Origin of the sequence: Blautia acetigignens (assembly GCF_025566865.1) — a bacterium.
Lineage (GTDB): Bacteria > Bacillota > Clostridia > Lachnospirales > Lachnospiraceae > Blautia_A > Blautia_A acetigignens.
Window position 1 is genome coordinate 47,466 of the sequence record NZ_JAOQJM010000003.1, and the last position, 25,289, is coordinate 72,754.

The window sequence follows — 25,289 nt, forward strand, 5'->3', positions numbered from 1 at the left end:
GGTGCGCTTGTATGCCGCACAGACCAGGGACTTCTGATCCTGAAACAATTTCACGGCTCGGAAAAAAAACTGCAGTTTCAGCAGGAGCTGCTTCAAAAGCTTGCCAAAGAGGGCTGCCAGGTGGATACCTTCCTGGAGAACCAGACCGGTTCTCTGATTACCAAAGATAAGGACAACATTCCCTATACCATTCAGAACTGGTTTGAAGGCAGGGAATGCGACACCAAATCCCGGGAAGACATTTTCAGAAGCGTGCAGATGCTTGCAAAGCTACATAAATCCATGAAAATGCCGGTGGAGGAAGCCTACGTGGAGCGCTCCTTAGAGGAGGAATACCAGAAGCACAACTGTGAGATCCGCAAAATCCGCAAGTTTATCCGCAAAAAAGGAGCCAGTGCCTTATTCGAAAAGGAATTCTTAGGAAGCGTCCAGTGGTTTCTGGAAAAAGGGGAAAAGGCGCTGAATCTTCTGCAGCAGTCTGACTATGCTGCCCTTCGGGAAGAAGCACTGAAAGAGGGCTGCGTCTGCCATGGAGAGTACAACCAGCACAACGTTTTTTTCAGAAGAGATGGAACAGCCGCCGCCAACTTTGGACATTTCTGCTTTGATATCCAGATCAGCGACCTGTACTGCTTCATGCGGAAAATTCTGGAAAAATACAGTTGGGATGTGATCCTTGCCCGCCAGATGCTGGAAAAATACCACCAGATCCATCCAATTTCCAGAGCCCAGTGGCAGAACCTGATGATTCGCTTTACCTACCCAGAAAAGTACTGGAAACTGGCAAATTACTACTTTTCCCATAATAAAGCGTGGATTTCCGGGAAGAATACAGAGAAGCTGACCAAGGTAATTGCCCAGAAGGAAATATGGGGAGATTTCCCCGAAAAATGCTTTGGAAAGTACCCTTTCTGATGCAAAAACCTTGACAATACAGGGCAAAAGGTATATATATAGATAGAAGAATTATTAGAGGAGGAAACACCATGAATAAGACTGAATTAGTAGCAGCTATGGCGAAAGAAACTAATCTGTCCAAAAAGGACGTTGAAGCTGTTTTAAAATCATTCATCGACGTTGTATCTGAAGAACTGAAAAAAGGTGAGAAAGTTCAGTTAGTTGGCTTTGGTACATTCGAAGTCAGCGAGAGAGCTGCCAGAGAGGGAAGAAATCCTCAGACTGGTGAGACCATGAAGATTGAAGCTTCCAAGGCTCCGAAATTCAAAGCTGGAAAAGCTTTAAAGGATATGGTAAACGCATAATAGCGGAGGCTTTTGCCAGGGGGAACTTTTTCGGTTCCCTCTTTTTTTGTCCCTGCGTGACAAAGAACATGTGAACGGGTCGTATAAGAAACAGGAGTAAATTATGAGATTAGATAAATTTTTGAAAGTATCCCGCCTGATCAAGAGACGGACAGTGGCCAATGAGGCCTGCGATGCAGGAAGAGTGCTGGTAAATGACAAGCCGGCCAAGGCTTCCGTGCAGGTGAAGACCGGCGATACCATCGAAATCCAGTTTGGAAGCCGCAATGTGAAGGTGGAAGTGCTGGATGTGAAGGAAACGGTAAAGAAAGAAGAAGTGGAGAATCTTTACCGTTATATTTAAAAGGCTCGCCGGGGGTAAGGCATATTTTCCCCAGGAAGCACATAGATTATCATTGAACCCACATATTCGGGAGAGAGGGATTTGGAAGAGAAATCAGTAAATACATCCCACAGGCTGACGCTGGATAACAGGAAGGAAGCATTTGTCACAGGGGTGAAGGACGTGGTATCTTTCGATGAGAAAGAAATCCTCCTTCAGACTGCTGACGGAAGGCTGCAGATTCGGGGCAGCCAGCTTCATGTAAAAGGACTGAACCTGGAAAAAGGAGAAGCTGCTCTTGCCGGACATGTGGATTCTCTTGTCTATTTATCAAAAGATTCTGTGCGAAAAGAAGAACCTCTGCTTAAAAGGATGTTCCGCTAAAGGATGAGCACCTATATTCAGTATGAGATCTGGCTTTTTTTGCAGTCCTTTGTGCTGGGAGCCGGACTTCTTTTATTCTACCGTCTGATCCGCGTCATAAGGCGGCTTTTTTCCCGCAGTTCGGCGTATTCAGGGCTTTTTGACATTCTGTACTGGCTGGTCCTGACCATGCTTGTTTTTGCTAGAATCTATCAGACCAACCAGGGCATTCTCCGGAATTTTCTGTTTTTCGGGCTGTTGTCCGGTGCCTTTTTTACATATCTGACCTTAGCATCAGCATTCGAGCTGATCTGTTACAAAATCCTGGAAATACCTGTCAGATTTATGAAAAAATTTTCAAAAAAGCTTTCAAACAGGTTGCTATTTTGGGGGAAAAGTTGTAAAATTTTGGCTAGACAATCTGCAAATCGGTACAAAAATAGTACCAGAAATCCCTTGCAGACGAAGAAAGGCAGGAAAGTTGGGAAAATCAGGGAAAAAACAAAGAAAAAAGACAATAGGGTATAATCAGCTTGGAATGTTTGGGATTTCTCTGATCGTTCTGGTACTGCTTCTGTCTCTTATGGTGCAGAGCCGTGACCTTAAGGAATCTCTCGCCGGATATGAGACCAGGGCTGAGGCGCTGTCCCAGCAGCTGGAGGAAGAGCAGGCCCGCACGGAGGAGATCAAGGAACTGAAGGAATACATGCAGACGGATGAATATGCAGAGCAGGCTGCCAGAGAGAAGTTAGGCCTTGTGAAGGACAATGAGATTATTTTCCAGGAGGCGAACTGATCCGCTGCCGCATAAGAGAAGGAACGAAGGATAGGATTTTCTGACGAAAACTTTTTGAAAGTGTTCGTCTGTGTTTGACATATATTTTCATACCGCTCCCCTATAATAGGCATAAGGCTGTACAGGGGGAGGGGAGAATATGCAGGAATGGATGATTGCCATGCTCGTGATCAGTGTGCTGCTGGTGCTGCGGGACATGGCAAAAACTTTTTTCCGGGGAAGAAGTTTCAGGAAGGCAGAGCAGCCTGAGCAGGAGAAAAATCCCCAGAAGGAGAAGGTAGAGCGGTATGCGGCGTCCTTTCGGAAGCTTGCAGACAGCTTTTACGGACTTCCCTACAGGAAGGATTACTTAAGCAGCGGGCAGGTGGATTCCATTATCCGGGAAGCCTGTGAGAATGTGTGCAGTCACTGCTATCAGCGGGAAATCTGCTGGGGCAGCCAGTCACAGGAAATGTACCGGGGGACGGAACGGATGCTCCGCTCCATGGAAGCGGGAGATCCCCAGGACATACAGGAGAAAAAGAGCGACTGGATGAGCGTATGCAGCCGCTTTGTACAGTATTATGAAGCTTTAAAGGAAGGCTTCCAAAGGGAAAGGCAGCGGCTGATCTGGGACAACCGGATGATCGAGAGCCGCCTTGCTGTGGCACAGCAGCTGCAGGAAATGTCCAGGATCATGGACATGGTGGCAGATGATTTGTACGACATTTCCCTGGCTGAGCCCTCCCTGATGCTGGATCTGCAGAAGCTTCTTCGGAAGCGCCACATTGTGGTAAAGCAGGTCTGGGTTATGGATAAGGTGGAAGGAAGAAGACAGATCTTTCTGACCATGCGGGCAAGGAGCGGACAATGTATTTCCGTCAATGAGGTGGCTCAGCTTTTGTCCAGGGAATTCGGTACGCCAATGGCGGCAGCCAGGGGAGGCAGACGGATCGTGAACGGGGAATTTCACACCGTTCATTTTGTGGAGGACGTAAGCTACCAGGTGCTTTACGGAGTGGCCAAGCTGACCAAGGAGCAGGAGAATGTTTCCGGAGACAATTATATTTGCCGGCAGGAAGAAGCCGGGCGGTTTGTCATGTGCCTTTCGGATGGCATGGGCTCTGGTGTGGAGGCCAGCAGAGAGAGCGAGGAAGTGGTAGAACTGCTGGAACAGTTTCTGGAATCCGGCTTTTCCCAGGAGACTGCTGCGAAAATGGTAAATTCTGCTCTTGTGATGAAGGGACAGGACGGCATGTTTTCTACAGTAGATATCTGTGCAGTGGATCTGTACACCGGAATCTGCAATTTCCTGAAGGCAGGTGCCTGCGCCACCTTTATCAAAAGGGATCACTGGGTGGAAGCCATCTCTTCTGAGAGTCTGGCAGCAGGGCTGATGCAGCAGGTGGATTTCGAGACCTCCTCAAGGAAGCTGTATCACGGGGATTATCTGATCATGATGACAGATGGCGTGCTGGATGCGCTGCCGCCGGAGCGGGAGGAAGAGACCATGAAGGAGATCATTATGGACATCCACGAGGAGACGCCAAGGGAGATGAGCAGGAGTATTCTGGAGAGGGTGCTTGGGTACAGCGATTACTGCGCAAGAGATGACATGACCGTTCTGGTAGCGGGAATGTGGAAGAAGTAAGAAGCATAAAGGAAAGTCAGGTACATCATGTATCATAAAGTAAAGTCTTATATTGAAGAACATCATATGATAAACCACGGGGATGTGGTTCTGGCAGGTGTGTCCGGCGGCGGAGATTCCATGGCAATGCTGGACATGTTAAGAAAGTACAGCCAGGAAGTTCCTTTTTCCCTGTGCGCGGTACACGTACATCATGGAATCCGCGGGGAGGAGGCAGACCGGGATGAAGCTCTTGTGCAGGACACCTGCCGCAGCTGGGGAATTCCTTTTTTGTCCTATCATTATCCAGTTCTGGAGCTTTCAAAGAAATGGAAGATGGGAACCGAAGAGACAGGGAGAAAAGTAAGACAGGAAGCTTTTGCCCGGGCGAAACAGGACTTTAGGGAATTGCAGGGAGAAGCTGTTTCCAGGAAGCTGGAAGACGGCGCAAATCCTCTGGAATACCGTATTGCCCTTGCCCACAATGAGAACGATGCGGCGGAGACTCTCATTCACAATCTCTGCCGGGGAACCGGGCTGAAAGGGCTGGCGGGGATTTTGCCGGTAAGAGATGGCATTATCCGCCCTGTTTTGTGTTTAAACAAGCAGGAAATTGTCAATTATTTAATGGAAGAGCATATACCTTATATTACAGACAGTACCAACCTGACAGAGGAATACACCCGGAACCGTATCCGTCACAGGATTCTTCCCCTTCTGGAAAATGAGATCAACCAGGGAAGCATCCGCCATATGGCAGAGACGGCCCAGCTGGCGGCGCAGGCTGAGGAATACTTATCCCGCCAGGGCGCTCTTCTGGTGGAAAAATACGGACAGAAGCGGGAGAACGGGATGCTTCTTTCGGAAGAATTCTGGCAAAAAGAGCCTGTTGTGTCTTCCTATGGCGTGTTAGGGGTGTTTGAGCAGCTGGCAGGCAGGCGAAAGGATTTTACAGCCGTTCATATAAAAAGTACTGCCGGGCTTCTGGCGCTTCAGGTGGGAAGGCAGATCAGCCTGCCCTACGGCCTGAAGGCCCAGCGCACCTACGGCGGCATTTTCATTGGAAAGATGGAAAGCAGGCAGTTGGAAACACCGGAAATGCAGGAGCTTTTGATCCCGGGGAGAACTTTTTTCAGGGAAAATCCATTTTTTACCCAAATAATTTTAAATCAGGGCCAGAAGATTGAAGAAAAAGCATATACGAAATGGCTGGATTATGATAGAATAAAGCAGGAATTGTCCATCCGAACCCGCAGGCCGGGGGATTTTCTGATCGTGGATGAGGCGGGAAGCCATAAGAAGCTGAACCGCTATTTCATAGATGAGAAGATTCCATCAGAAGAAAGAGATAAGATTCCCCTTCTGGTGGCCGGATCTGAGGTTTTGTGGGTGGTGGGAGGCAGAATTAACGAGAACTATAAGATTACTCCCAGAACCAGGAGAATATTGGAAATACAATACCAAGGAGGAAAAGATAATCATGAGTGAGAAAATTAGGGTTTTACTGGATGAGGAAACAGTAGAAAAACGTATCTGCGAGGTTGCTGCCCAGATCAGCGAAGCGTACAAGGGCAAAGAAATTCACATGATCTGTGTTCTTAAGGGCGGTGTATTTTTCATGTGCGAGCTGGCTAAGAGAATCACAGTACCGGTAACTCTTGATTTCATGTCTGTTTCCAGCTACGGAGACGACACCAAATCAAGCGGAGTTGTCAAGATCGTCAAGGATCTGGATCAGCCTCTTGAGGATAAAGAAGTTCTGGTTGTAGAGGATATTATTGATTCCGGAAGAACCTTAAGCTATCTGCTGGATGTTCTGAAGAGACGTAACCCCAACAGCGTGAAGCTCTGTACCCTGCTTGACAAGCCGGACCGCAGAGTGGTTGAGGGCGTTGATGTGGATTACTGCTGCTTCAATATTCCGGATGAGTTTGTTGTGGGCTATGGTCTTGACTATGCCCAGAAATACAGAAATCTGCCATACATCGGTGTGGTAGAGTTCGAATGAAAGGAGAATTATACAAGTGAATAAGCAGTCAGGCAGAATCGGCTTGTATCTTGTTCTGATCGTAGCTTTGATTGCAGGGTATCTGTATCTGAACAATCAGGTGCAGACTCAGAGCGACTATACTCTGGGAAAGCTTGAGCAGGCCCTGGAAGACGGCAAGGTGAATGATGCCGTGATCCACCAGAACAGTGAGGTTCCTACAGGTTCTGTGATCGCAAGCATCAAGGACGAAGGACAGAAGCGTATTTATGTGGCAGATGTAAGTGAGGCAGAGCAGCTTCTCCGTGAGAACGGGCTGGATCCCGCTATTGAGGATGTACCCAAGCAGAGCGTATTTCTCACCTCTGTATTTCCGGTGCTCCTTACCTGCGGTCTCATTATTTTTCTCATGATGATGATGAACCGCCAGATGTCAGGCGGTGGCGGCGGTACCAATGCCAAGATGATGAATTTCGGCAAAAGCCGTGCAAGAATGTCCATGCCGGATGACAAGAAGGTTACCTTCCAGAATGTTGCCGGTCTTGAGGAAGAGAAGGAGGAACTGAAGGAGGTTGTAGATTTCCTGAAGGATCCCCAGAAGTATACCAGAGTGGGGGCTAGAATCCCCAAGGGCGTAATCCTTGTAGGCCCTCCAGGTACCGGTAAGACTCTTCTTGCCAAGGCGGTTGCAGGGGAAGCAGGAGTTCCTTTCTTCTCCATTTCCGGATCTGACTTTGTGGAAATGTTTGTCGGTGTAGGTGCATCCCGTGTGCGAGACCTTTTTGAGGAAGGCAAGCGCCATGCACCATGTATTATTTTCATTGATGAGATCGATGCTGTGGCAAGACAGCGTGGTACCGGAATGGGCGGCGGCCATGATGAGAGAGAGCAGACCCTGAACCAGCTTCTGGTAGAGATGGATGGTTTCGGCGTGAATGAGGGAATCATTGTAATGGCTGCCACCAACCGTGTGGATATTCTGGATCCGGCTATTCTCCGTCCAGGAAGATTTGACCGTAAGGTTGGAGTGGGACGTCCGGATATTAAAGGCCGTGAGGAGATTCTTCGGGTTCATGCCAAGGATAAGCCTCTTGGAGAGGATGTGGATCTGAAGCAGATCGCCCAGACTACTGCTGGCTTTACCGGCGCTGATCTGGAGAACCTGATGAATGAGGCTGCCATTGCAGCTGCAAAGAAAGGCCATTCTTTTATCCGCCAGAAGGATATTAAGAACAGTTTTATCAAGGTCGGCATCGGAGCTGAGAAGAAGAGCAAGGTGATCTCTGAGAAAGAGAAGCGCATCACTGCTTATCACGAAGCAGGCCATGCAATCTTATTCCATGTGCTGCCGGATATGGAGCCTGTTTATACCATTTCCATTATTCCTACCGGAATGGGCGCTGCGGGATATACCATGCCTCTTCCTGAGAATGATGAGATGTTCAACACCAAGGGCAAAATGCTCCAGGATATTACCACCCTCCTTGGAGGCCGCGTGGCAGAGGAGCTGATTTTCGGGGACATTACAACAGGTGCTTCCAATGATATCAAGCGTGCTACCAGCGAGGCCAGAGCTATGGTGACCAAGTACGGCATGTCTGATAAGATTGGTCTGATCTCCTATGGAGACGACGATGATGAGGTATTTATCGGCAGGGATCTTGCCCATACCCGCGGATACAGCGAGGATGTGGCCAAGGCCATTGACAGTGAGATCCACCGTATTATTGAGGAATGCCATGAGAATGCTGTGAAGATTATTTCCCAGCATATGGACGTTCTTCATGGCTGTGCGAAGCTTCTTCTCGAGAAGGAAAAAGTACATCGGGAAGAGTTTGAAGCACTTTTTACAATGGAAAATCAGGGTGAAAACAACGAGAGTATATAACATGCACAAAAAATAATATCAATTTTTGTGAAGTTTGTGCACACTTTTTCGTTGCCGCATGGTACTATATACATCGTAAAAACCCCCCAATACATTATATAGTTTTTGCTACACCCCATAAGAAGAAATACCTTCTCCAAAAAAGACAGCTTTCATCGGCTGTCTTTTTTACGTATAGGGGCTAGATCAAAAACTTTGGTGAAAACGCCTTGAACATAAACGGAAGTTTGGAGGATAAGCCGAATTTTAACTGTTGTGGAAAACAGGAATTTCAGTTAAAATAAATGCAGAATGAATGAGTGCAGAATGAAAGAGGGACGTTATGGAGCGTAATAATGCAGATGTAATGAAAAAAATGCAGTATATCTTGAATATGAGACCGGTTTTGAACACAGAGGCATTGTTTAGCGATGGTTCTGATTATTACCGCTGTCCGTCAAACCCTAAGGCAGGAGAGAAAGTAAGGATCCGTTTCCGTACCAAGCGAAATAATGTAGATATGGTTTATCTGGTATACGACGGCAAGCGCCAGCAGATGGAGCGTGTAGCTAAGTCAAACGGATTTGATTATTATGAGACTTCTATTATTATGGGAGAGGAGATCGTCCGCTACCATTTTGAGATCACCTATGGATGGGTGACCTGTTATTATAATTACCAGGGTGTTTCCATGAACCCGGAGGAACGTCTGGAGTTCGAGATTTATCCGGATTATGATACACCGGAGTGGGCCAAGGGTGCGGTTATGTACCAGATTTTTGTGGATCGTTTCTATAACGGAGACCCGTCCAATGATGTGGAGGACAGGGAGTATTTCTATATTGGAGATACCACATCAAGAGTCCGTAACTGGGGCAAGGTTCCGGCAGTTATGGGCGTAAGAGAGTTCTACGGCGGAGACCTGCAAGGTATTCTGGATAAGCTGGATTACCTTCAGGATTTGGGCGTGGATGTTATTTACCTGAACCCGATCTTCGTTTCCCCAAGCAACCACAAGTATGATATTCAGGATTATGAGTACGTGGATCCTCATTACGGCAAGATCGTGGAGGATATAGAGGGTGGGCTTCTGAATGAAGGGGACCGCGAGAATGCACATGCGCAGAAGTTTATCAAGCGTGTGACAGATAAGAAGAATCTGGAAGCCAGCAATGAACTGTTTGCCCATCTGGTAGATGAGATTCATAAACGCGGCATGAAGGTGATCCTGGATGGTGTATTTAATCACTGTGGCTCTTTCAATAAATGGATGGACAGAGAGCGGATCTATGAGAACCAGGAGGGATATCCAAAGGGTGCTTATATTTCTGCAGACAGCCCCTACAGATACTATTTTAATTTCTATGATGAGAACCGCTGGCCGTATAACCCAACCTACGATGGCTGGTGGACCCATGATACACTGCCGAAGCTGAACTATGAGGCTTCCAGAGAGCTTTACGACAAGATCCTTGAGATTGGCAAAAAATGGGTTTCCGCTCCGTACAATGTAGACGGATGGAGACTGGATGTGGCAGCAGACCTTGGACACAGCAATGAGTTTAACCACCAGTTCTGGAAGGATTTCCGCAAGGCTGTGAAGGATGCCAACCCCAATGCCATTATTCTGGCTGAGCATTACGGCAACCCGGAGAGCTGGCTGCAGGGTGATGAGTGGGATACGGTCATGAACTATGACGCATTTATGGAGCCGCTGACCTGGTTCCTGACCGGTATGGAGAAGCACAGTGATGAGTGCAGGGATGACCTTTATGGAAACAGTGATGCCTTTATCGGGGCTATGAAGACTCATATGCGAGCCCTTCATATGTCCGCCCTTTATACTTCCATGAATGAGCTTTCCAACCATGACCATTCCAGATTCCTGACCAGAACCAACCGCAGGGTAGGACGAATTTCCTATGCAGGAGCGGAGGCTGCTTCCCAGAATATAAATCCGGCAGTGATGCGTGAAGGCGTTGTGGTACAGATGACCTGGCCGGGTGCGCCTACTGTTTATTATGGAGATGAGGCTGGCGTCTGTGGATTTACCGATCCGGATAACAGAAGAACTTATCCGTGGGGACATGAGGATCAGATGATGATTGCATTCCACAGGGATATGATCAAGATCCATAAAGAATACGGATTCCTCAGCAACGGCTCCTTAGTGTTCCTGTGGAACGATTATCAGGGACTTTGCTTCGGAAGATTTTCCCATGATGAGAGAATGATCGTGATCTTAAACAACCGGAATGAGGACCGCGAGGTAGAAATCGAAGTATGGAAGACCGGAATCAGCAGACTCCGCGATTCTGTGCTGAAAAGAATCATGCTGTCCTACAGGGATGGATACACAACCGAGGAATACGAATACACCACCAAAGCCGGCGTGATCAAAGTGCCAATGCCTGCGTTTGGTGCAATGGTGCTGTATCATAAATGCGAGAATCCTACGATTTTTGTGGAAGAGGAAAATTGATGAAAGAGAATTATAACAGAACTCTGCAGGCCTGTTTCGTGGGGTATGTGGTGCAGGCGATTGTAAATAATTTTGTGCCGCTGCTGTTTCTGACTTTTCAGGGGACTTATGAGATTTCCCTGGAGAAGATTACCTTGCTGGTTACTTTTAATTTCGGTCTGCAGCTGATCATTGATCTGGTGTCCATTGGGTTTGTGGACCGGATTGGTTATCGGGCATCTATGATTTTGGCACATTTGCTGGCAGCTTTGGGACTTATTTTGCTTACCATTTTGCCAGAGGTTATGAGTGATCCCTTTGTGGGCCTGTTTCTGGCTGTGCTGGTGTATGCAGCTGGCGGCGGACTTCTGGAGGTGCTGGTAAGCCCGGTTGTGGAGGCATGCCCTACAGATAATAAGGAGAAGGCTATGAGTCTTCTGCATTCCTTTTACTGCTGGGGACATGTGGGCGTTGTGCTTGTTTCCACCCTGTTTTTTACTGTATTTGGAATTTCCAACTGGAAGATCCTGGCTGTGATCTGGGCCATTGTCCCTCTTTGCAACGCAGCGGTCTTTACACGGGTTCCCATGGCGTCCCTTCTGGAAGAGGGAGAGAAGGGAATGTCCATGAAAGAGCTGTTCAGCATGAAAATTTTCTGGGTGCTGATGCTTATGATGCTGTGTGCCGGTGCCAGCGAGCAGGCGGTGAGCCAGTGGGCATCTGCCCTTGCAGAGAAAGGCTTTGGCTTCAGTAAAACAGTGGGAGATCTGGCAGGTCCCCTGTCCTTTGCGGCGCTGATGGGATGCTCCAGAGCTTTTTACGGAAAATTCGGGGACAAGATTAATCTTGAGAGATTTATGCAGTGGAGCGCGGCTCTTTGCATTGTATCCTACCTGATGATTGCATTTATTCCTATTCCGGCACTTGGATTCCTGGGCTGTGCGCTTTGTGGCCTCTCCGTTGGAATTATGTGGCCGGGCACCTTCAGTATGGCATCCGCTGCCATGAAAAGGGGCGGTACAGCGCTGTTTGCACTTCTTGCCCTGGCCGGTGACCTGGGATGCTCCTCAGGACCTACCTACGTGGGAATGATCTCCAGCAGATTTCACGATAACCTGAAAACCGGTATTTTCGCAGCTCTGGTATTTCCGGTTCTGCTGATCGTGGGAGTGGAAATGATCTCGAAATTAAGAAAGAAAGCATAAAGGTGAAAGGACTCTGGAATGTATGGCGATATGTTCCAGAGTTTTTTCTATATGATGAAAAGATTTGGTATTAGACAAAAAGATCTCCCGAACTATATTCGGGAGATACGTAGTGGATGGAGAAGGATTCGAACCTTCGAAGGCATCGCCAGCAGATTTACAGTCTGTCCCCTTTGGCCACTCGGGAATCCATCCATGAACCTGTTCTATTATATACAATCCCGGCATATTTTGCAAGTTATTTTTTCTTTTTTTACACCTTTTGCTGCTTAGAAATGAAAAAAAAATCAATAATCCATTTTTTTTGCAAATAGCTAGACGAATTGAAAAAAATCTGCTAAACTACAAGCAATGGAAATAGTTAAGGTGTTTCCAAAGATAGGAGGAATTTTATCATGTATGAGTTAGTTAATGCAACAGAGATGCTCAAAAAAGCAAAAGCTGGACATTATGCAGTTGGTCAGTTCAACATCAACAACCTTGAGTGGACTAAGGCTATCCTGCTTACAGCACAGGAACTGAACTCCCCGGTTATCCTGGGTGTTTCTGAGGGTGCTGGTAAGTATATGACTGGTTACAAGACTGTTGTTGGTATGGTGAAAGGCATGATGGAAGAGCTGAAGATTACTGTTCCGGTTGCTCTTCATCTGGATCACGGTTCCTATGAAGGATGCCTGAAATGTGTTGAGGCTGGATTCTCATCCATTATGTTCGACGGTTCTCATTACCCGATCGAAGAGAACGTTGCTAAGACTACAGAGCTGGTTAAGATCACAAGAGAGCACGGAATGTCTATCGAGGCAGAGGTTGGCTCCATCGGTGGAGAGGAAGACGGCGTTGTAGGTATGGGCGAGTGCGCAGATCCTAAGGAATGCAAGATGATCGCTGATCTTGGTATCGATTTCCTGGCAGCAGGTATTGGTAACATCCATGGTAAATATCCGGCTAACTGGAAGGGCTTAAGCTTTGAGACTCTGGATGCTATTCAGCAGCTTACAGGGGACATGCCGTTAGTACTTCACGGTGGTACAGGTATTCCTACAGACATGATCAAGAAAGCAATCGACCTTGGAGTTTCCAAGATCAACGTTAACACAGAGTGCCAGCTTTCTTTCGCAGCAGCTACACGTAAATACATCGAGGAAGGCAAGGATGAGCAGGGTAAAGGATATGACCCACGTAAACTTCTTGCACCTGGCTTCGAGGCTATCAAAGCTACTGTTAAAGAGAAAATGGAGATCTTCGGATCCGTTGGAAAAGCCTGAATATGACTTTGTTCCGCATCTGCGGAAAGCCAGAGGAGGACTGCTTTTGCAGTCCTCCTTTTTTGAACTGAAAACAAAATAACAAAACTGCAGGAAAGTCCGTGGCCAGCTGCCATGGCTTTTTGTTTAAAAGAACCATGCTCCAATAAATTTTCCGTCCGTTTTAGACAGATTGTGACAAAAATTTCATGTACCAAATTTACTCTCTTGAAAAATGAACATGTTTCTTGGATTTTTATCATGGTTTTTTCATACAAAAAACAGTACTATATAACCAGCTTAAGAAAACAGATTCTTAAAAAAAGGAGAGTAAGAATTATGAAGATGAGAAAAATCGCAGCAATGGGACTTAGCGCAGTTATGGCAGCTTCTATGGTACCAGCATTACCAGTTATGGCTGATGACGCAGCAGGAAAGGTTTACTACTTAAACTTCAAACCAGAGCAGGATGAGGCATGGCAGAATTTAGCTGCTAAATATACAGAGGAGACAGGCGTTCCGGTAACTGTTGTTACAGCAGCTTCCGGACAGTATGAGACAACACTTCAGTCTGAGATGGCTAAGAGTGATGCTCCTACACTGTTCCAGGTAAACGGACCTGTAGGACTTAAGAACTGGAAAGATTACTGCTATGATCTGTCCGGAACTGATATCTATTCACAGCTTACCTCTGATTCCTACACTGTAAAAGACGGTGACGCAGTTGATGGTATTGCATACGTAATCGAGTCCTATGGACTGATCGTCAACAAGACTTTACTTGAAAAAGCTGGCTACACTGTAGATGATATCAAGAGCTTTGAAGACCTGAAGAAGGTAGCTGATGATATTCAGGCAAGAAAAGATGAGCTGGGTGTAAAGGGCGCTTTCACAAGTGCTGGTATGGACGGATCCTCTGACTGGAGATTCAAAACACATCTTGCAAACCTGCCAATCTACTATGAATACAAAGCAGACGGTATCGATGATACAGATGCTATTAAGGGAACATACCTTGACAATTACAAGGCTGTATTTGATCTTTACATCACAGATTCAACCTGCGATGGAGCAGATCTTTCCGCTAAGACAGCAGATGATTCCCGTAACGAGTTCATCAACGGTGATGCAGTATTCTATCAGAACGGTTCCTGGGAGTATGGCGAACTGTCCAAGACATACAGCGATGATGAGCTGGCTATGATTCCGATTTACTTCGGTGTTGACGATGAAAACGAAGGACTTGCAACCGGTACAGAGAACTACTGGTGCGTAAATAAAGAAGCTTCTGAGGACGACATTCAGGCAACACTTGATTTCATGAACTGGTGTGTAACTTCTGACGAAGGAACAAAGGCTATGGGAGAAGACATGGGCTTCACAATTCCTTTCAAAACAGCAGAAGAACCTACTAACGTATTTGTAAAACAGGATCAGGCTTACACAGAATCCGGTCTTACACCAGTATCATGGAACTTCACAACAATGCCATCTGAAGAGTGGAAGAATGGTCTTGGTACTGCTCTTACATCATATGCAGCTGGTGCAGGTGAGTGGGATGATGTTGTATCCGCATTCGTTGACGGATGGGCAACAGAGAAAGCTCTTTCTGAATAATCAAAGTAATAAATAAATCTTTCCAACAGTATATGATAATATGGTAGGAAGACATTCCAGAATCATAGAATGGTGAACAGGGTGGGGAGGCAGTGAACTTGCCTCCCCCATTTTGTTGGAAAGGAAAAGCACTGAAAATAGTTTCATAGTGTTATATGGGAAAAGGAGGAGCGAAGATGGTAGGAAAATCTTTGAAAAAATGGTGGCCTGTATTTGTATTACCCACATTTGCTGCATTTATTATCGGCTTTCTGTGGCCTTTTATCTGGGGAATTTACCTTTCATTTTGTAAATTCACTACAGTAAAAGACGTAGTTTGGGTTGGTCTTGCCAACTATAAGAAAATTATGATCGGCGGTGATTTCAGTCACGCATTCTGGCTGACCGTTGTATTTGCATTTGTATCAAGTATTCTGATTAACGTGCTGGCATTCTCCATTGCACTTGCTCTTACAAAGGGCTTTAAAGGAACGAATGCATTCCGTACTGTATTCTTTATGCCAAACCTGATTGGTGGTATTGTACTTGGTTATATCTGGCAGACACTGTTGAACGGTCTGCTTTCCATGTGGGGACAGCCTCTTCTGAAACTGTCTGCAACAAATGGTTTTATTGGAATGATTGTCCTTCTGCTGTGGCAGCAGATTGGATATATGATGATCATCTATGTGGCTGGTCTGAATAACGTATCACCTGATCTTATTGAGGCAGCACAGATTGATGGTGCAACGGCATCACAGATTCTGTTTAAGATTAAGATTCCGATGATTATGCCATCTGTTACAATTTGTACATTCCTTACACTTACAAACGGATTCAAGATGTTCGACCAGAACCTTTCCCTTACAGGTGGAGATCCTGGAAAGAAATCCCAGCTGCTGGCTCTGAACATTTACGATACATTCTATGGTCGAAGCGGCCCACAGTGGAAAGGCATTGGCCAGGCAAAGGCGGTTGTATTCTTTGTTCTGGTTGTTGTAATCGCTTTGATTCAGCTTCGCTCAACATCATCTAAGGAGGTGCAGGCATAATGGCAGATAAGAAAAAAAGTATTATTCCAACCATAATCCTTACGATCATTTCAATTATCTGGATTTATCCGATCGTCATGATTTTATTTAACTCATTGAAGGTAGAATCTGCGATTACTACATCTGGCGTATTTCAGCTTCCTACATCTGAAACCTGGAATGGAATCCAGAACTTTGTTGCCAGCGTTACACAGATGGATTTCCTGAAATCCTTTTGGTACAGCCTTGTAATTTCTGTAATGTCTGTTGTTTTGATCTTACTGTGCTGCTCCATGTGCGCATGGTACATTGTTCGTGTAAACGGAACACTCTCCAAGGTTCTGTATTACCTTTGCGTATTCAGTATGGTTGTTCCTTTCCAGATGGTTATGTTTACGCTGGCAAAAACAGCGGATACACTTCGTCTGAACAGCCCGTACACCATCTGCATCGTTTACCTTGGCTTTGGTGCCGGACTTGCTGTATTTATGTTTACAGGATTTGTAAAAGGAAGCCCTCTTGAGATCGAGGAAGCTGCCATGATCGATGGCTGCAGTCCACTTCAGGTTTTCTTTAAAATTCTGATTCCGATTTTGAAACCAACCATTATTTCCACTGCAATTCTGGAATTAATGTGGGTATGGAATGATTATCTTCTGCCGACTCTGGTTCTGGATATTAAGAAATATAAGACCATTCCAATGGCAATCCAGTACTTCCGTGGAAGCTACGGTCATGTACAGATGGGACCTATGATGGCAAGTATTATGATCGATATTATTCCAATTGTTATTGTTTATCTGGTATGCCAGAAATATATTATTGAAGGTGTTGTTGCAGGAGCCGTAAAAGGCTGATTCAGATTTGTGAAAACAGACGATTTTTTCATTATATTTTCGGGAAGAATTCTCTTTTCAATATGACACCGGAATGATAAAATAAAGATAGTTTTTATGATAAAATAAAGATAGTTCTTTGCAGTAATGCAGAGGGCTATCTTTATATTCACTAAGATCGGAGAAAATATATATGTATAGAGTTTTAATTGCCGACGATGAAAAAATCGAACGTGAGGGAATTAAATTTCTTCTTTCCATGGAAGAAGGAGAATATGAGATTCAGGAAGCATCCAATGGAAAACAGGCGCTTAATATTATACACAGTCAGGAAATAGATTTTCTTCTTACTGATATTAAAATGCCCCATATGGACGGCTTGGAGCTGGCTGCCAGGGTAAGTGAGGAAAATCCGGAGATTCCAATAGTAATTTTCAGCGGCTACAGTGATTTTGGTTTTGCTCAGGAGGCCATGCGCTATGGAGTAAAGGAATATGTATTAAAGCCTGTGGATCCGGATACCTTTCATAAGACCATCAATAAGGTGAAGGCCGAGATATCAAGCAGAAGAACTCAGAAACAGAAGGCTGAGAAGGAGAAAAACTTTCTTCTTCAGTATTTTCTTCAGGCATATCTGTACTCCGGAAATGAAGAAGTGCTGAAAAAAGCCGGAGATATTCTGGATGCATCTAGCTGGGAACAGTGGCATTGTGCCATTCTTATAGAATCTGATAAAACCTTTTTTGATACAGTATCAGATAGCATTGATAAGGAGCTTATGGAAGATCTGCATCGGACCTTTTTTTATCTGAATCTGAATACCAGACAATCTGTGCTGTTCTTTTCCGATGTGTACTGCGACTATCAGCTGGTTGCCAAACATCTGTATGACCTTCTGAAGCAGAAGTATCCCGGCAGCTTCCATCTGGCAGTAAGCAGCCGATTCGAGGGACATGAAGCACTTCCTGAGATTATGGCTCAGCTGGAGCAGACCATGGAAGAAAAATTTTATCATCCTGATATGCATGTATTTACAAATGAAGGAGATGAGAATCATCCGGTAAGTGCAGAAACTCAGGATTCCAGATTAATGGAGAAAATTTCTGAGGATATTTCCCGTAAGGATGTAGATCAGCTGAAGAAGCATTTTGAATGTCTGGTAAAGAAATACGAAAATGACACCCGTTTTTCCGCTATGTATGTGAAATTTGTTTTTTCAAACGTGATTCAGGAGCTGTTTCAGGAAAATCAGTTTTCAGAAGAGTACAAGCTGGATCATGAGGTGGAACGCCTGTATAGCTGCACGAATCTGAAACAGATCCTTGCCATTACACAGGAGAATATTCAGAAGTATGAGGAATTTCTGGAGCGCTCTATGAGCGGTTCCAGGGATGAGGTAGCTTCTGTGAAAAATTATATCTATCAGCATTATGCAGAGGATCTAAGCCTGGAGACTCTGGCAGAGAAGGTATATCTGTCATCCAGCTACCTCAGCTTTATTTTCAAAAAAGAAACTGGCATGAACCTGAACCGTTTTATACGTGTGGTGCGCATGGAAAAGGCGAAGGAGCTTTTGTGCTCATCCAATATGAAGGTAGCGCAGGTTAGTGAACAGGTGGGAATTCCGAATGTTTCCTATTTCTGCAGAAGCTTCAGAGAATATTATGGATGCAGTCCGGAATCCTATCGGAAAGGAACCGGTGAAGAGGATGAGAGTAACGGAAGCAATAAAATGTAAATTTCAGAATATGAAATATCGTCACAAATTAATTGTTCTTCTTGTGACTGCAAGCCTGGCTCCCATGATCCTGCTGGTATGGTACAGCCATGACCGTATGAGCAGCCTGCTCTATGAAAAAGAGATGGAGGACATGTCCTCCATCCTGGAGCAGACAGGAGAGGGAGTGGACAGTCAGATCGAAGTTTTTTCCAGTCTTTTGAATTATCTAACCTATTCCCCTGATATCGAAGATCTGATTACAGAGAAAAATATGGATAATTATTATGCCTATAAGAAATATACGGAAGTGGCAGATCCGCTTCTTACCGTACCAAAATCCTATCATAATGCAATCCTGCAGATTCAGCTTTTTGCAGAAAGCATTAAGGTGCGTCATGAGTATACCCTTGTGCCTTTAAGCGAGGTAGAAAAAGAATGGTGGTATGAGCATCTGAAAGAGGACGTTTCCGTTCAATGGGTAGTTGACAGGGAAAGACCGGAAATAGCAGCAGTAAGGCGAATTTATCAGGGAAGAGAGCAGACCGCAGTTTTGTGCATTACCTTGGATTACAACAAAATTTTTCAAACCTTTGAAAACATTATTTCAGAAGGTTCAGGCGGAATTATTCTGGACGAAGATGGGAATGTTCTTTTTCAGAAGGAATTGCTCATAGATGAAAATGCCAAAGCAAATGAGCCGGAGCCGTTGGTTTCCTGTGAAAATCTGGAGTCTGGACAGAAGGATTATGCCTTTGTAAAACGCAGGAATGCATCTTGCGGATGGAATTTTTACCTGTATAAGCTGCAGTCAGCAGTTAACAGCTCTGTTTCCGGAATTCTGGTGAGCGAGATTCCGCTGATTGCAGTTTGCCTGATAATCATTCTGGTGCTGGGACTTGCTTTTTCCAGGATTTTTACCCGAAAGATCGAGGAACTTACAGACAATATGAACCGCGTAAACCAGGGAAGCCGGGAGGTTACGGTAGATAGTGATGCAGATGATGAGATTGGACTTCTGATCCGGAGCTTTCGAAGCATGATGGATGAAATCAACCGTCTGATCCATGAGGTTTATGAAAATAAGATTGCGTTGAAGGAGTTTGAACTTAAGGCCCTGACAGCTCAGATCAATCCGCATTTTCTTTATAATTCCCTGTCTATTATCAACTGGATGGCAATCCGCAGTCATCAGAAGGAAATCAGTAAGGTAACCTTGTCCTTATCCATGTTTTATCGGACTGCGCTAAGTAAAGGGCAGGATATGGTTACAGTTGATAACTGTATTCAGAATATCAAGGCGTATCTTGATATTCAGTTGGTAATGCATGATAATGAGTTTCAGGTTATGTGGGAAATTGATCCTGAGGTAAAAGGAGATATTGTACCGAAGCTGCTTTTGCAGCCGGTGGTGGAGAATGCACTGGAGCATGGCCTTGACATGAAGGAAGATGGAGAGAAGATACTGAAGCTGTTCTTTGTAAAGGACAAAGAGGATGTACTTCTTGCAGTGGAAGACAATGGTCCGGGAATGAAGCAGGAAGAGGCAGATAAGCTGGTAAACTATCCGGTTTCCGGATACGGACTTAAGAATGTAAATGACAGAATGCTGCTTCTCTATGGAGAGAGGTATGCAATCCGGATATATAGTAAGATCGGTCAAGGCACCAGGGTAGAAATGAGGATTCCCTGTCAAAGTGCAGATAAAGAAACAAGAGATGAGGAAATATTTTCTGCCAAGAAGTTTCTGCAAAGTCCAGAGGATAACAGCTTGCAGACCAACAAAAAGGAACGGTGATGGAAGATGAAGAATAAAAAAAGAATACTTGCCTTTTGGCTTGCTTTTTCCATGGCCTTTTCTTTGGCAGGCTGTGGAGTTGAGAATAGTGAAAATGAAAAATCGAAACACTGGGAGAAACTAAAAGCAGAAAATGCAGAAAGTTCGGATACCGAAGGAATAACCGGTAATACAAATAGCACAGTCAGTGATACCACATCAGATGATAATGGGAAGGCAGATTCTGATAATTCCTGGGAAAAAGCTTCCACCACTGCTTATGGGAAATATCCAGAGCTTGTAACCTATACTCTTGGTCAGCTAAACGGCGCTAATAATTCCAACCTTCCGGAAGGAAATACTTATGAAGACAATGCTTATACCCGCTACTTAAAAGAAATTCTGAATGTTCAGAACCAGAGTATCTATATGGAGCGGGAGGATCGTTATAATGATTATGTGAATGTGCTGGTTAACGATCATACTTTGCCTGATGTGCTGGTAGTTTGTGATAGGGAAACTTTGTATAATCTGGTTGAAAATGACCTTATTGAAGATCTGACAGAGGTTTATGCAAACTGTACTTCTCCAAGGATTAAAGCTATGTACAACAGCTATGGTTCTCAGCTTCTTGGCGCCGGAACCTTTGACGGAAAACTGATGGCACTTCCGGAAGCTGTGATTGATCATGGTCCATGTCTTTTGTGGCTTAGAAAGGATTGGATGGAGCAGCTTGGTCTTGAGGAGCCGGAGAGTTTTGAGGAAGCCATGGATATTATCCAGGCTTTCCAGGAAAACAGAATGGGAGCTGAAGAAGGGGAAGAGCCTGTAGGCCTGGTATGTGATACGAATTTAGTTTCTGTAACCAGTCAGAATTATTCTGTGGAGCCTGTATTTGAGAAGTTTTATGCTTATCCCAGAAGATGGATCAAGGATGAAAACGGAGAAATCGTTTATGGTTCCCTGACAAAGGAAACGAAATCCGCACTGGCTTATCTTCGCGAATTATACAAAAGAGGAATATTGGATCAGAATTTTGCGCTTCGGGCTCAGAATAATTTAAGGGATCTTGTTGTGGAAGGAAAATGCGGAGCATTTTTCGGACTGTGGTGGACTCCAAACAATCCCCTTATGGATGAAATTGAGAATGATCCTGAGGCTGACTGGGAGCCCTATTATCTGACCGCAGATTATCAGGAAAAAAATAACGTGTATACTTCTTTTTCAGATAACAAATATGTAGTGGTACGCAAGGGATATGAGCATCCCGAAATTATTATGAAGATTGTCAGCGTACTGTTTGATTACAGCCGCTTTGAGGATAAGGAAAATGCAGATGAGATTAACAGCTACTTTGGCCTGAATGTAGATCCTACTGCCCGTCCGTTGGTAATTAATGTGGATTACAACGAAGCAATATACAATGTCACAAAGGATATTCGTCGTGTAATTGCAGGAACACAGAAGGAAAGCAATTTAAGCGCATTGGAAAAATCTTATTACAGTGCATGCATAAAATATTTAAGCGGCGAGGATGTAACAGCAGAGGATTGGGCTGCATATAAATCAAGGATTTCTGCTGTGGGAGTGCTTGTAGATGGAAACTATAAACCTTTGCAGCGACAGTATCTGGAAGAGTCTGACGGTGAAGTTCCCAATATACTAGCCTCTTTGGAAAAAAATGCGTTTATTCAGCTGATCATGGGAGAGCAGCCTATGGACTATTTTGATACATTTGTACAAGAATGGTATGCGCAGGGAGGACAGGAACTAACTGAGAAAATCAGAGAGGAGAATTCATAAGCTGATGTATGAGAAATTATTAGAGAATTGTACCTTGTGTCCTCGGGAATGCAAAGTGAACCGTTTGGAAGGAATGCGCGGCTATTGCGGCATGGACAGTAGAATAAGAGCTGCCCGTGCCGCTCTTCATATGTGGGAGGAGCCCTGTATTTCCGGTAAAAAAGGCTCCGGAGCTGTATTTTTTTCAGGCTGCGGACTGCGCTGCTGCTTTTGTCAGAACCGGAATATTGCCATTGGGGACAGCGGAAAAGAGATTACGGTGCAGCGGCTTGCAGATATTTTTCTGGAGCTGGAGCAAAAGGGGGCGGCGAATCTGAATCTGGTGACAGGTGCTCACTATGTACCGCAGATTATTTCCGCCCTGGAAATCGCCAGAAGAAAGGGATTGATGCTGCCGGTAGTGTATAATTCCAGCGGATATGAAAATGTGGAAACCCTTCGGCTGCTGGAAGGATATGTGGATGTTTATCTGCCGGATATGAAATATGCGAATGAAAAGCTTGCCGCTGCTTTTTCCCATGCAGAGGATTATCCGCAGAAGGCCCGTGCCGCCATTGCCGAGATGGTTCGCCAGACTGGCCCCTGTCAGTTCGTGGAGGATGGCTATATCAGAAGGGGAACCATTGTCCGCCACCTGATTCTGCCGGGACATACCAGAAATTCCCTGGCTGTGCTGAAGGAACTGCATGAGACTTACGGAAATGATATTTTTATCAGCGTAATGAACCAGTACACGCCAGTTTTCAAACAGGAGAAATACCAGGAACTGAACCGAAAGGTGACAAGAAGGGAATATGAGAAGGTGTTAGACGGAGCGATTGCGCTTGGTATCGAAAACGGCTATTTCCAGGACGGGGAAACTGCCAAGGAGAGCTTTATTCCGGCGTTTGATTATGAAGGGGTATGAAAAGAATTTAATGAGATAAGAAAACCGCCCAGGTGTCACAGGCACAAGGTAAGGATGTCCCTGAGATTTGGCAGCAGCAAGATTCTGTTATTCTTAGCATAGTCCAGGAGCAGACGCCTCTGTGCATCTGGGGAAAGTTCATCCTGATCATGGGGCTTACGCGGATATAGAGAACTCCCATGCGCAGATCATCGGAGTTTTGTTCGGCCATAGTATCCCTTCGTTTATAAATATGTAAAAATGGATGCAAAAATACAGCCGGCGCGAACGAAGGTTCCGCTTGCATGGCTGCCCCGAAGATGATACAATATTTTTGCTGAAAACAAGGTACATCTTCGGATGTGCTTGCCGGTTCCTGTTGGCGCAGGAGCCGGTTTTTCTTTTATTTAGTTAATTTCAAGTTCTTTCATCAGATCTTCCTGGGAAATGGAAGGCTGATAGTCTGGATCACCAGCCTTGTAAGCTGCTATTGCAGCAAGCTCATCTGGATAAGGAGCAACTTCTTCTGCGTTGCTTAAAGCAACTGCTCCCTGGATTAAGTTCCATACTTTTACTGCATCTTCCTCACTCATAATAGTGACTGCACCGAAAATTCTTTCTTTTACGTTAGACATAAAATCACACTCCTTTATAAATCTGACCGCGATTTCCAATTTCAATGATATCAACAATAATTCCATTCACATCAAATATTACACAAAAATCACCAACTCGTAAACGGTAACCGTCAGTTCCCTGCAACTTTTTGATGTCTCCCTCTTGGGGAAGCTTGCTAATAGCGGTGACTAAGCGCTCAAGTGTGCTACAGAATGGGTAATTTCTGTGTCGTTATTGAGGGTCATATTTCCAACACTTATTGGATTTACCTTTTTATTTACTGTAAGAATAGTCTATTTTAAAAATACTGGTATGTCAATACAAAGCAACAAGAAGGTTGTTAAAACAATAATGAGATAGCAAACGTTTACTTTTTGATGGATATATAGTAATATAGAAATATCTTATCAAAAACGTGGAAAATTTCTCCTGAAATGGAAGGAGGCCGGTGCTTTCGCACCGGCGCGTATGAAAAAGAAAAATATTAAATTAAGAAAGACTTGGTGCTTTCTACATTTAATAATATACGAAACAAATGTGACAAAAATGTGAAATACATTTGAAAAAAGAGTGAAACGATTTTAGATATTTTTGCACAAAATCACGAAACACATACACGAAACAAAGGAATTTTACCAGATGAACGGACATAAATATGAGCACAGATGCGCACAAATGCTGCGAAGAAAGGGTTTTCACCATGTAGAAGTCACTAAGAAAAGCGGCGATCAGGGAGTTGACATCATCGCCTACAAGCATTTTTCCAAGTATGCGATCCAGTGCAAATACTACTCCTATCCGGTTGGAAACAAGGCAGTTCAGGAGGTATACGCCGGTGGCAAATATTACGACTGTGACCGCTGCATTGTTATGACCAACGGCACCTTTACCAAAGCGGCCATCAGCGCAGCCAACAAATTAGATGTGAAATTATGGGAAAACTGCTCCCTTCTGAAAAGCACCAGCCTGGTTTTTGAGGTGATGCGGATTATGAATATCCTGGAAATTATTCTGGGATTTTACCTGCTTCGAAATGCCTTTCCCTTTTCCCAGCGAGAGTTTCTTATGTATTACAGAGAATTCTGCCTGATCTTTGCAGGAATTCTTGGCTGGCTTGGATTTGGAAACTGGGGAGCCAGCACTCTTTGCGGCGCCTTGTACCTGTTTCTTGGCTTTTCATTGAAAGCGCCTGTTTTTTCTGGCTTTACAGTCAATGGAATCAATCTTGTATTTCTGATTCCAGCACTGATTTATTTTGTCCACGTATATTTTCTGAAACCCAAGTCATAAACATTTCCGACGGGTTCTACATAAAATAAAGGGAACGAATTGACTAAGTCTGAAAGGATCTGTTCATGGAAAATTATCAGATGAACCGTTCGGGCTGCCGCCCTTATAATAGAACCTGCGGAATGATGAAACCTTCCAATTCCAGTACTCCCAACTGTCCCTGTTCTTCCCGTTCACAGGAGAATATGTATGACCATCTGAAGCATCTGGTTCCAGCTATGGCTTATGTGCCATACCAGAATTTTACTTCTTCTTATGACCTTGACTACGCCCTTTCTGTAGGAACTATTTTTCCACAGCTGTGCAAGCCATTCTGCGGAAAGCGAGGTGTTCGAAGATGATGAAAAATCAGACCTCCAAGCGTCGCTGCCTGCTTCAGCAGATCAATGAAGTCAGCTTCGCTGTCAACGATATTCTTCTCTATCTGGATACTCACCCGGACGATGAGAAAGCCCTGGCATTTTTTGAAGATGTTTCAGACAGGCGTAACCAGCTGCTGGCAGAGTATGCGAAGGACTACGGCCCACTGACCGTAGACACCGCATCCAAAACCTGCGAAACTTCATGGAAATGGTCCCAGCAGCCATTCCCGTGGGAAAGGGAAGGAGCGTGATCTTTT

24 protein-coding genes, 1 tRNA gene and 1 pseudogene are annotated in these 25,289 nt (G+C 44.9%); 23 read left to right on the forward strand and 3 right to left on the reverse strand.

What is annotated here, in order from left to right; translation table 11 throughout:
- From OCV70_RS05430 to OCV70_RS05480, 12 genes are all read left to right on the forward strand, one after another.
- Window positions 1–915, forward strand: a 915-nt coding sequence (locus tag OCV70_RS05430) for a CotS family spore coat protein (protein ID WP_262579350.1), incomplete at its 5' end; no start/stop codon positions are given.
- Window positions 916–986: 71 nt separating this feature from the next.
- Window positions 987–1,262 carry an HU family DNA-binding protein gene (locus OCV70_RS05435; RefSeq protein ID WP_117851504.1) on the forward strand — a complete coding sequence of 92 codons (276 nt, stop codon included), beginning with the start codon at window positions 987–989 and terminating at the stop codon, window positions 1,260–1,262.
- A gap of 103 nt (window positions 1,263–1,365) precedes the next feature.
- The gene (locus OCV70_RS05440; RefSeq protein WP_021926449.1) at window positions 1,366–1,605 is read left to right on the forward strand and encodes an RNA-binding S4 domain-containing protein; all 240 of its coding nucleotides are present in this window, start codon (window positions 1,366–1,368) and stop codon (window positions 1,603–1,605) included.
- An 81-nt stretch (window positions 1,606–1,686) separates the two neighbouring features.
- On the forward strand, window positions 1,687–1,968 hold the full coding sequence (gene yabP / locus OCV70_RS05445; RefSeq protein ID WP_021926450.1) for a sporulation protein YabP: 282 nt from the start codon (window positions 1,687–1,689) through the stop codon (window positions 1,966–1,968).
- Window positions 1,969–1,971: 3 nt separating this feature from the next.
- Complete coding sequence (gene yabQ / locus OCV70_RS20105; protein WP_021926451.1) at window positions 1,972–2,475, forward strand: spore cortex biosynthesis protein YabQ; 504 nt, start codon at window positions 1,972–1,974, stop codon at window positions 2,473–2,475.
- The gene (locus tag OCV70_RS05450; protein WP_243000201.1) at window positions 2,429–2,743 is read left to right on the forward strand and encodes an FtsB family cell division protein; all 315 of its coding nucleotides are present in this window, start codon (window positions 2,429–2,431) and stop codon (window positions 2,741–2,743) included. Before yabQ ends, OCV70_RS05450 begins: the two co-directional genes overlap by 47 nt.
- Before the next feature lie 139 nt (window positions 2,744–2,882).
- Window positions 2,883–4,373 (forward strand): SpoIIE family protein phosphatase, encoded by a 1,491-nt coding sequence (locus OCV70_RS05455; RefSeq protein WP_021926453.1) that lies wholly within the window; start codon window positions 2,883–2,885, stop codon window positions 4,371–4,373.
- Between the two features lie 27 nt (window positions 4,374–4,400).
- A complete protein-coding gene (gene tilS / locus OCV70_RS05460; protein WP_173766400.1) occupies window positions 4,401–5,840 on the forward strand; it encodes a tRNA lysidine(34) synthetase TilS in 1,440 nt (479 codons plus the stop codon).
- The gene (gene hpt, locus OCV70_RS05465; RefSeq protein WP_021926454.1) at window positions 5,833–6,360 is read left to right on the forward strand and encodes a hypoxanthine phosphoribosyltransferase; all 528 of its coding nucleotides are present in this window, start codon (window positions 5,833–5,835) and stop codon (window positions 6,358–6,360) included. Before tilS ends, hpt begins: the two co-directional genes overlap by 8 nt.
- A 16-nt stretch (window positions 6,361–6,376) precedes the next feature.
- Window positions 6,377–8,227 (forward strand): ATP-dependent zinc metalloprotease FtsH, encoded by a 1,851-nt coding sequence (gene ftsH, locus OCV70_RS05470; RefSeq protein WP_021926455.1) that lies wholly within the window; start codon window positions 6,377–6,379, stop codon window positions 8,225–8,227.
- A gap of 322 nt (window positions 8,228–8,549) precedes the next feature.
- On the forward strand, window positions 8,550–10,688 hold the full coding sequence (locus OCV70_RS05475) for a glycoside hydrolase family 13 protein (protein ID WP_262579351.1): 2,139 nt from the start codon (window positions 8,550–8,552) through the stop codon (window positions 10,686–10,688).
- Window positions 10,688–11,872, forward strand: coding sequence for an MFS transporter (locus OCV70_RS05480; protein WP_021926457.1), 1,185 nt, complete (start codon window positions 10,688–10,690; stop codon window positions 11,870–11,872). Before OCV70_RS05475 ends, OCV70_RS05480 begins: the two co-directional genes overlap by 1 nt.
- Before the next feature lie 113 nt (window positions 11,873–11,985).
- Here the strand turns inward: OCV70_RS05480 and OCV70_RS05485 are convergent.
- A tRNA-Tyr gene (locus tag OCV70_RS05485) sits at window positions 11,986–12,067 on the reverse strand.
- A 200-nt stretch (window positions 12,068–12,267) separates the two neighbouring features.
- Between OCV70_RS05485 and fba the strand changes: the two genes are divergently transcribed.
- The 8 genes from fba (at window position 12,268) to OCV70_RS05525 (ending at window position 22,783) form a co-directional block, all read left to right on the forward strand.
- Complete coding sequence (fba, locus tag OCV70_RS05490; protein WP_117851519.1) at window positions 12,268–13,137, forward strand: class II fructose-1,6-bisphosphate aldolase; 870 nt, start codon at window positions 12,268–12,270, stop codon at window positions 13,135–13,137.
- Between the two features lie 318 nt (window positions 13,138–13,455).
- Window positions 13,456–14,733: an ABC transporter substrate-binding protein gene (locus OCV70_RS05495; RefSeq protein ID WP_021924352.1), complete on the forward strand. Its 1,278-nt coding sequence runs from the start codon at window positions 13,456–13,458 to the stop codon at window positions 14,731–14,733.
- A gap of 176 nt (window positions 14,734–14,909) precedes the next feature.
- Window positions 14,910–15,764, forward strand: a complete 855-nt coding sequence (locus OCV70_RS05500; protein ID WP_021924351.1) for a carbohydrate ABC transporter permease — start codon at window positions 14,910–14,912, stop codon at window positions 15,762–15,764.
- Window positions 15,764–16,600, forward strand: a complete 837-nt coding sequence (locus OCV70_RS05505; RefSeq protein WP_021924350.1) for a carbohydrate ABC transporter permease — start codon at window positions 15,764–15,766, stop codon at window positions 16,598–16,600. The genes OCV70_RS05500 and OCV70_RS05505 overlap by 1 nt, the downstream gene beginning before the upstream one ends.
- A 172-nt stretch (window positions 16,601–16,772) precedes the next feature.
- On the forward strand, window positions 16,773–18,317 hold the full coding sequence (locus OCV70_RS05510) for a response regulator transcription factor (protein ID WP_262579352.1): 1,545 nt from the start codon (window positions 16,773–16,775) through the stop codon (window positions 18,315–18,317).
- Entirely contained in the window at window positions 18,208–20,094 is a 1,887-nt protein-coding gene (locus tag OCV70_RS05515; RefSeq protein ID WP_243280776.1) for a sensor histidine kinase, read from the forward strand. The genes OCV70_RS05510 and OCV70_RS05515 overlap by 110 nt, the downstream gene beginning before the upstream one ends.
- 6 nt (window positions 20,095–20,100) lie before the next feature.
- On the forward strand, window positions 20,101–21,876 hold the full coding sequence (locus OCV70_RS05520; protein ID WP_173766405.1) for a type 2 periplasmic-binding domain-containing protein: 1,776 nt from the start codon (window positions 20,101–20,103) through the stop codon (window positions 21,874–21,876).
- A gap of 4 nt (window positions 21,877–21,880) precedes the next feature.
- Window positions 21,881–22,783 carry a radical SAM protein gene (locus tag OCV70_RS05525; protein ID WP_021924345.1) on the forward strand — a complete coding sequence of 301 codons (903 nt, stop codon included), beginning with the start codon at window positions 21,881–21,883 and terminating at the stop codon, window positions 22,781–22,783.
- A 386-nt stretch (window positions 22,784–23,169) separates the two neighbouring features.
- On the opposite strand, the gene OCV70_RS05530 is transcribed toward OCV70_RS05525, so the two are convergent.
- Entirely contained in the window at window positions 23,170–23,397 is a 228-nt protein-coding gene (locus OCV70_RS05530) for a hypothetical protein (protein ID WP_021924344.1), read from the reverse strand.
- 4 nt (window positions 23,398–23,401) lie between these two features.
- A pseudogene (locus OCV70_RS19650) lies at window positions 23,402–23,572 on the reverse strand (type II toxin-antitoxin system RelE family toxin); the annotation flags it as partial.
- Window positions 23,573–24,019: 447 nt separating this feature from the next.
- Here OCV70_RS19650 and OCV70_RS05535 point away from each other — a divergent pair.
- From OCV70_RS05535 to OCV70_RS05545, 3 genes are all read left to right on the forward strand, one after another.
- Window positions 24,020–24,670, forward strand: a complete 651-nt coding sequence (locus OCV70_RS05535) for a restriction endonuclease (protein WP_021924343.1) — start codon at window positions 24,020–24,022, stop codon at window positions 24,668–24,670.
- Window positions 24,671–24,735: 65 nt separating this feature from the next.
- Window positions 24,736–25,011, forward strand: coding sequence for a spore coat associated protein CotJA (locus OCV70_RS05540; protein ID WP_173766407.1), 276 nt, complete (start codon window positions 24,736–24,738; stop codon window positions 25,009–25,011).
- Window positions 25,008–25,283, forward strand: a complete 276-nt coding sequence (locus OCV70_RS05545; RefSeq protein ID WP_021924341.1) for a spore coat protein CotJB — start codon at window positions 25,008–25,010, stop codon at window positions 25,281–25,283. Before OCV70_RS05540 ends, OCV70_RS05545 begins: the two co-directional genes overlap by 4 nt.
- The last annotated feature ends 6 nt before the right edge of the window (window positions 25,284–25,289 follow it).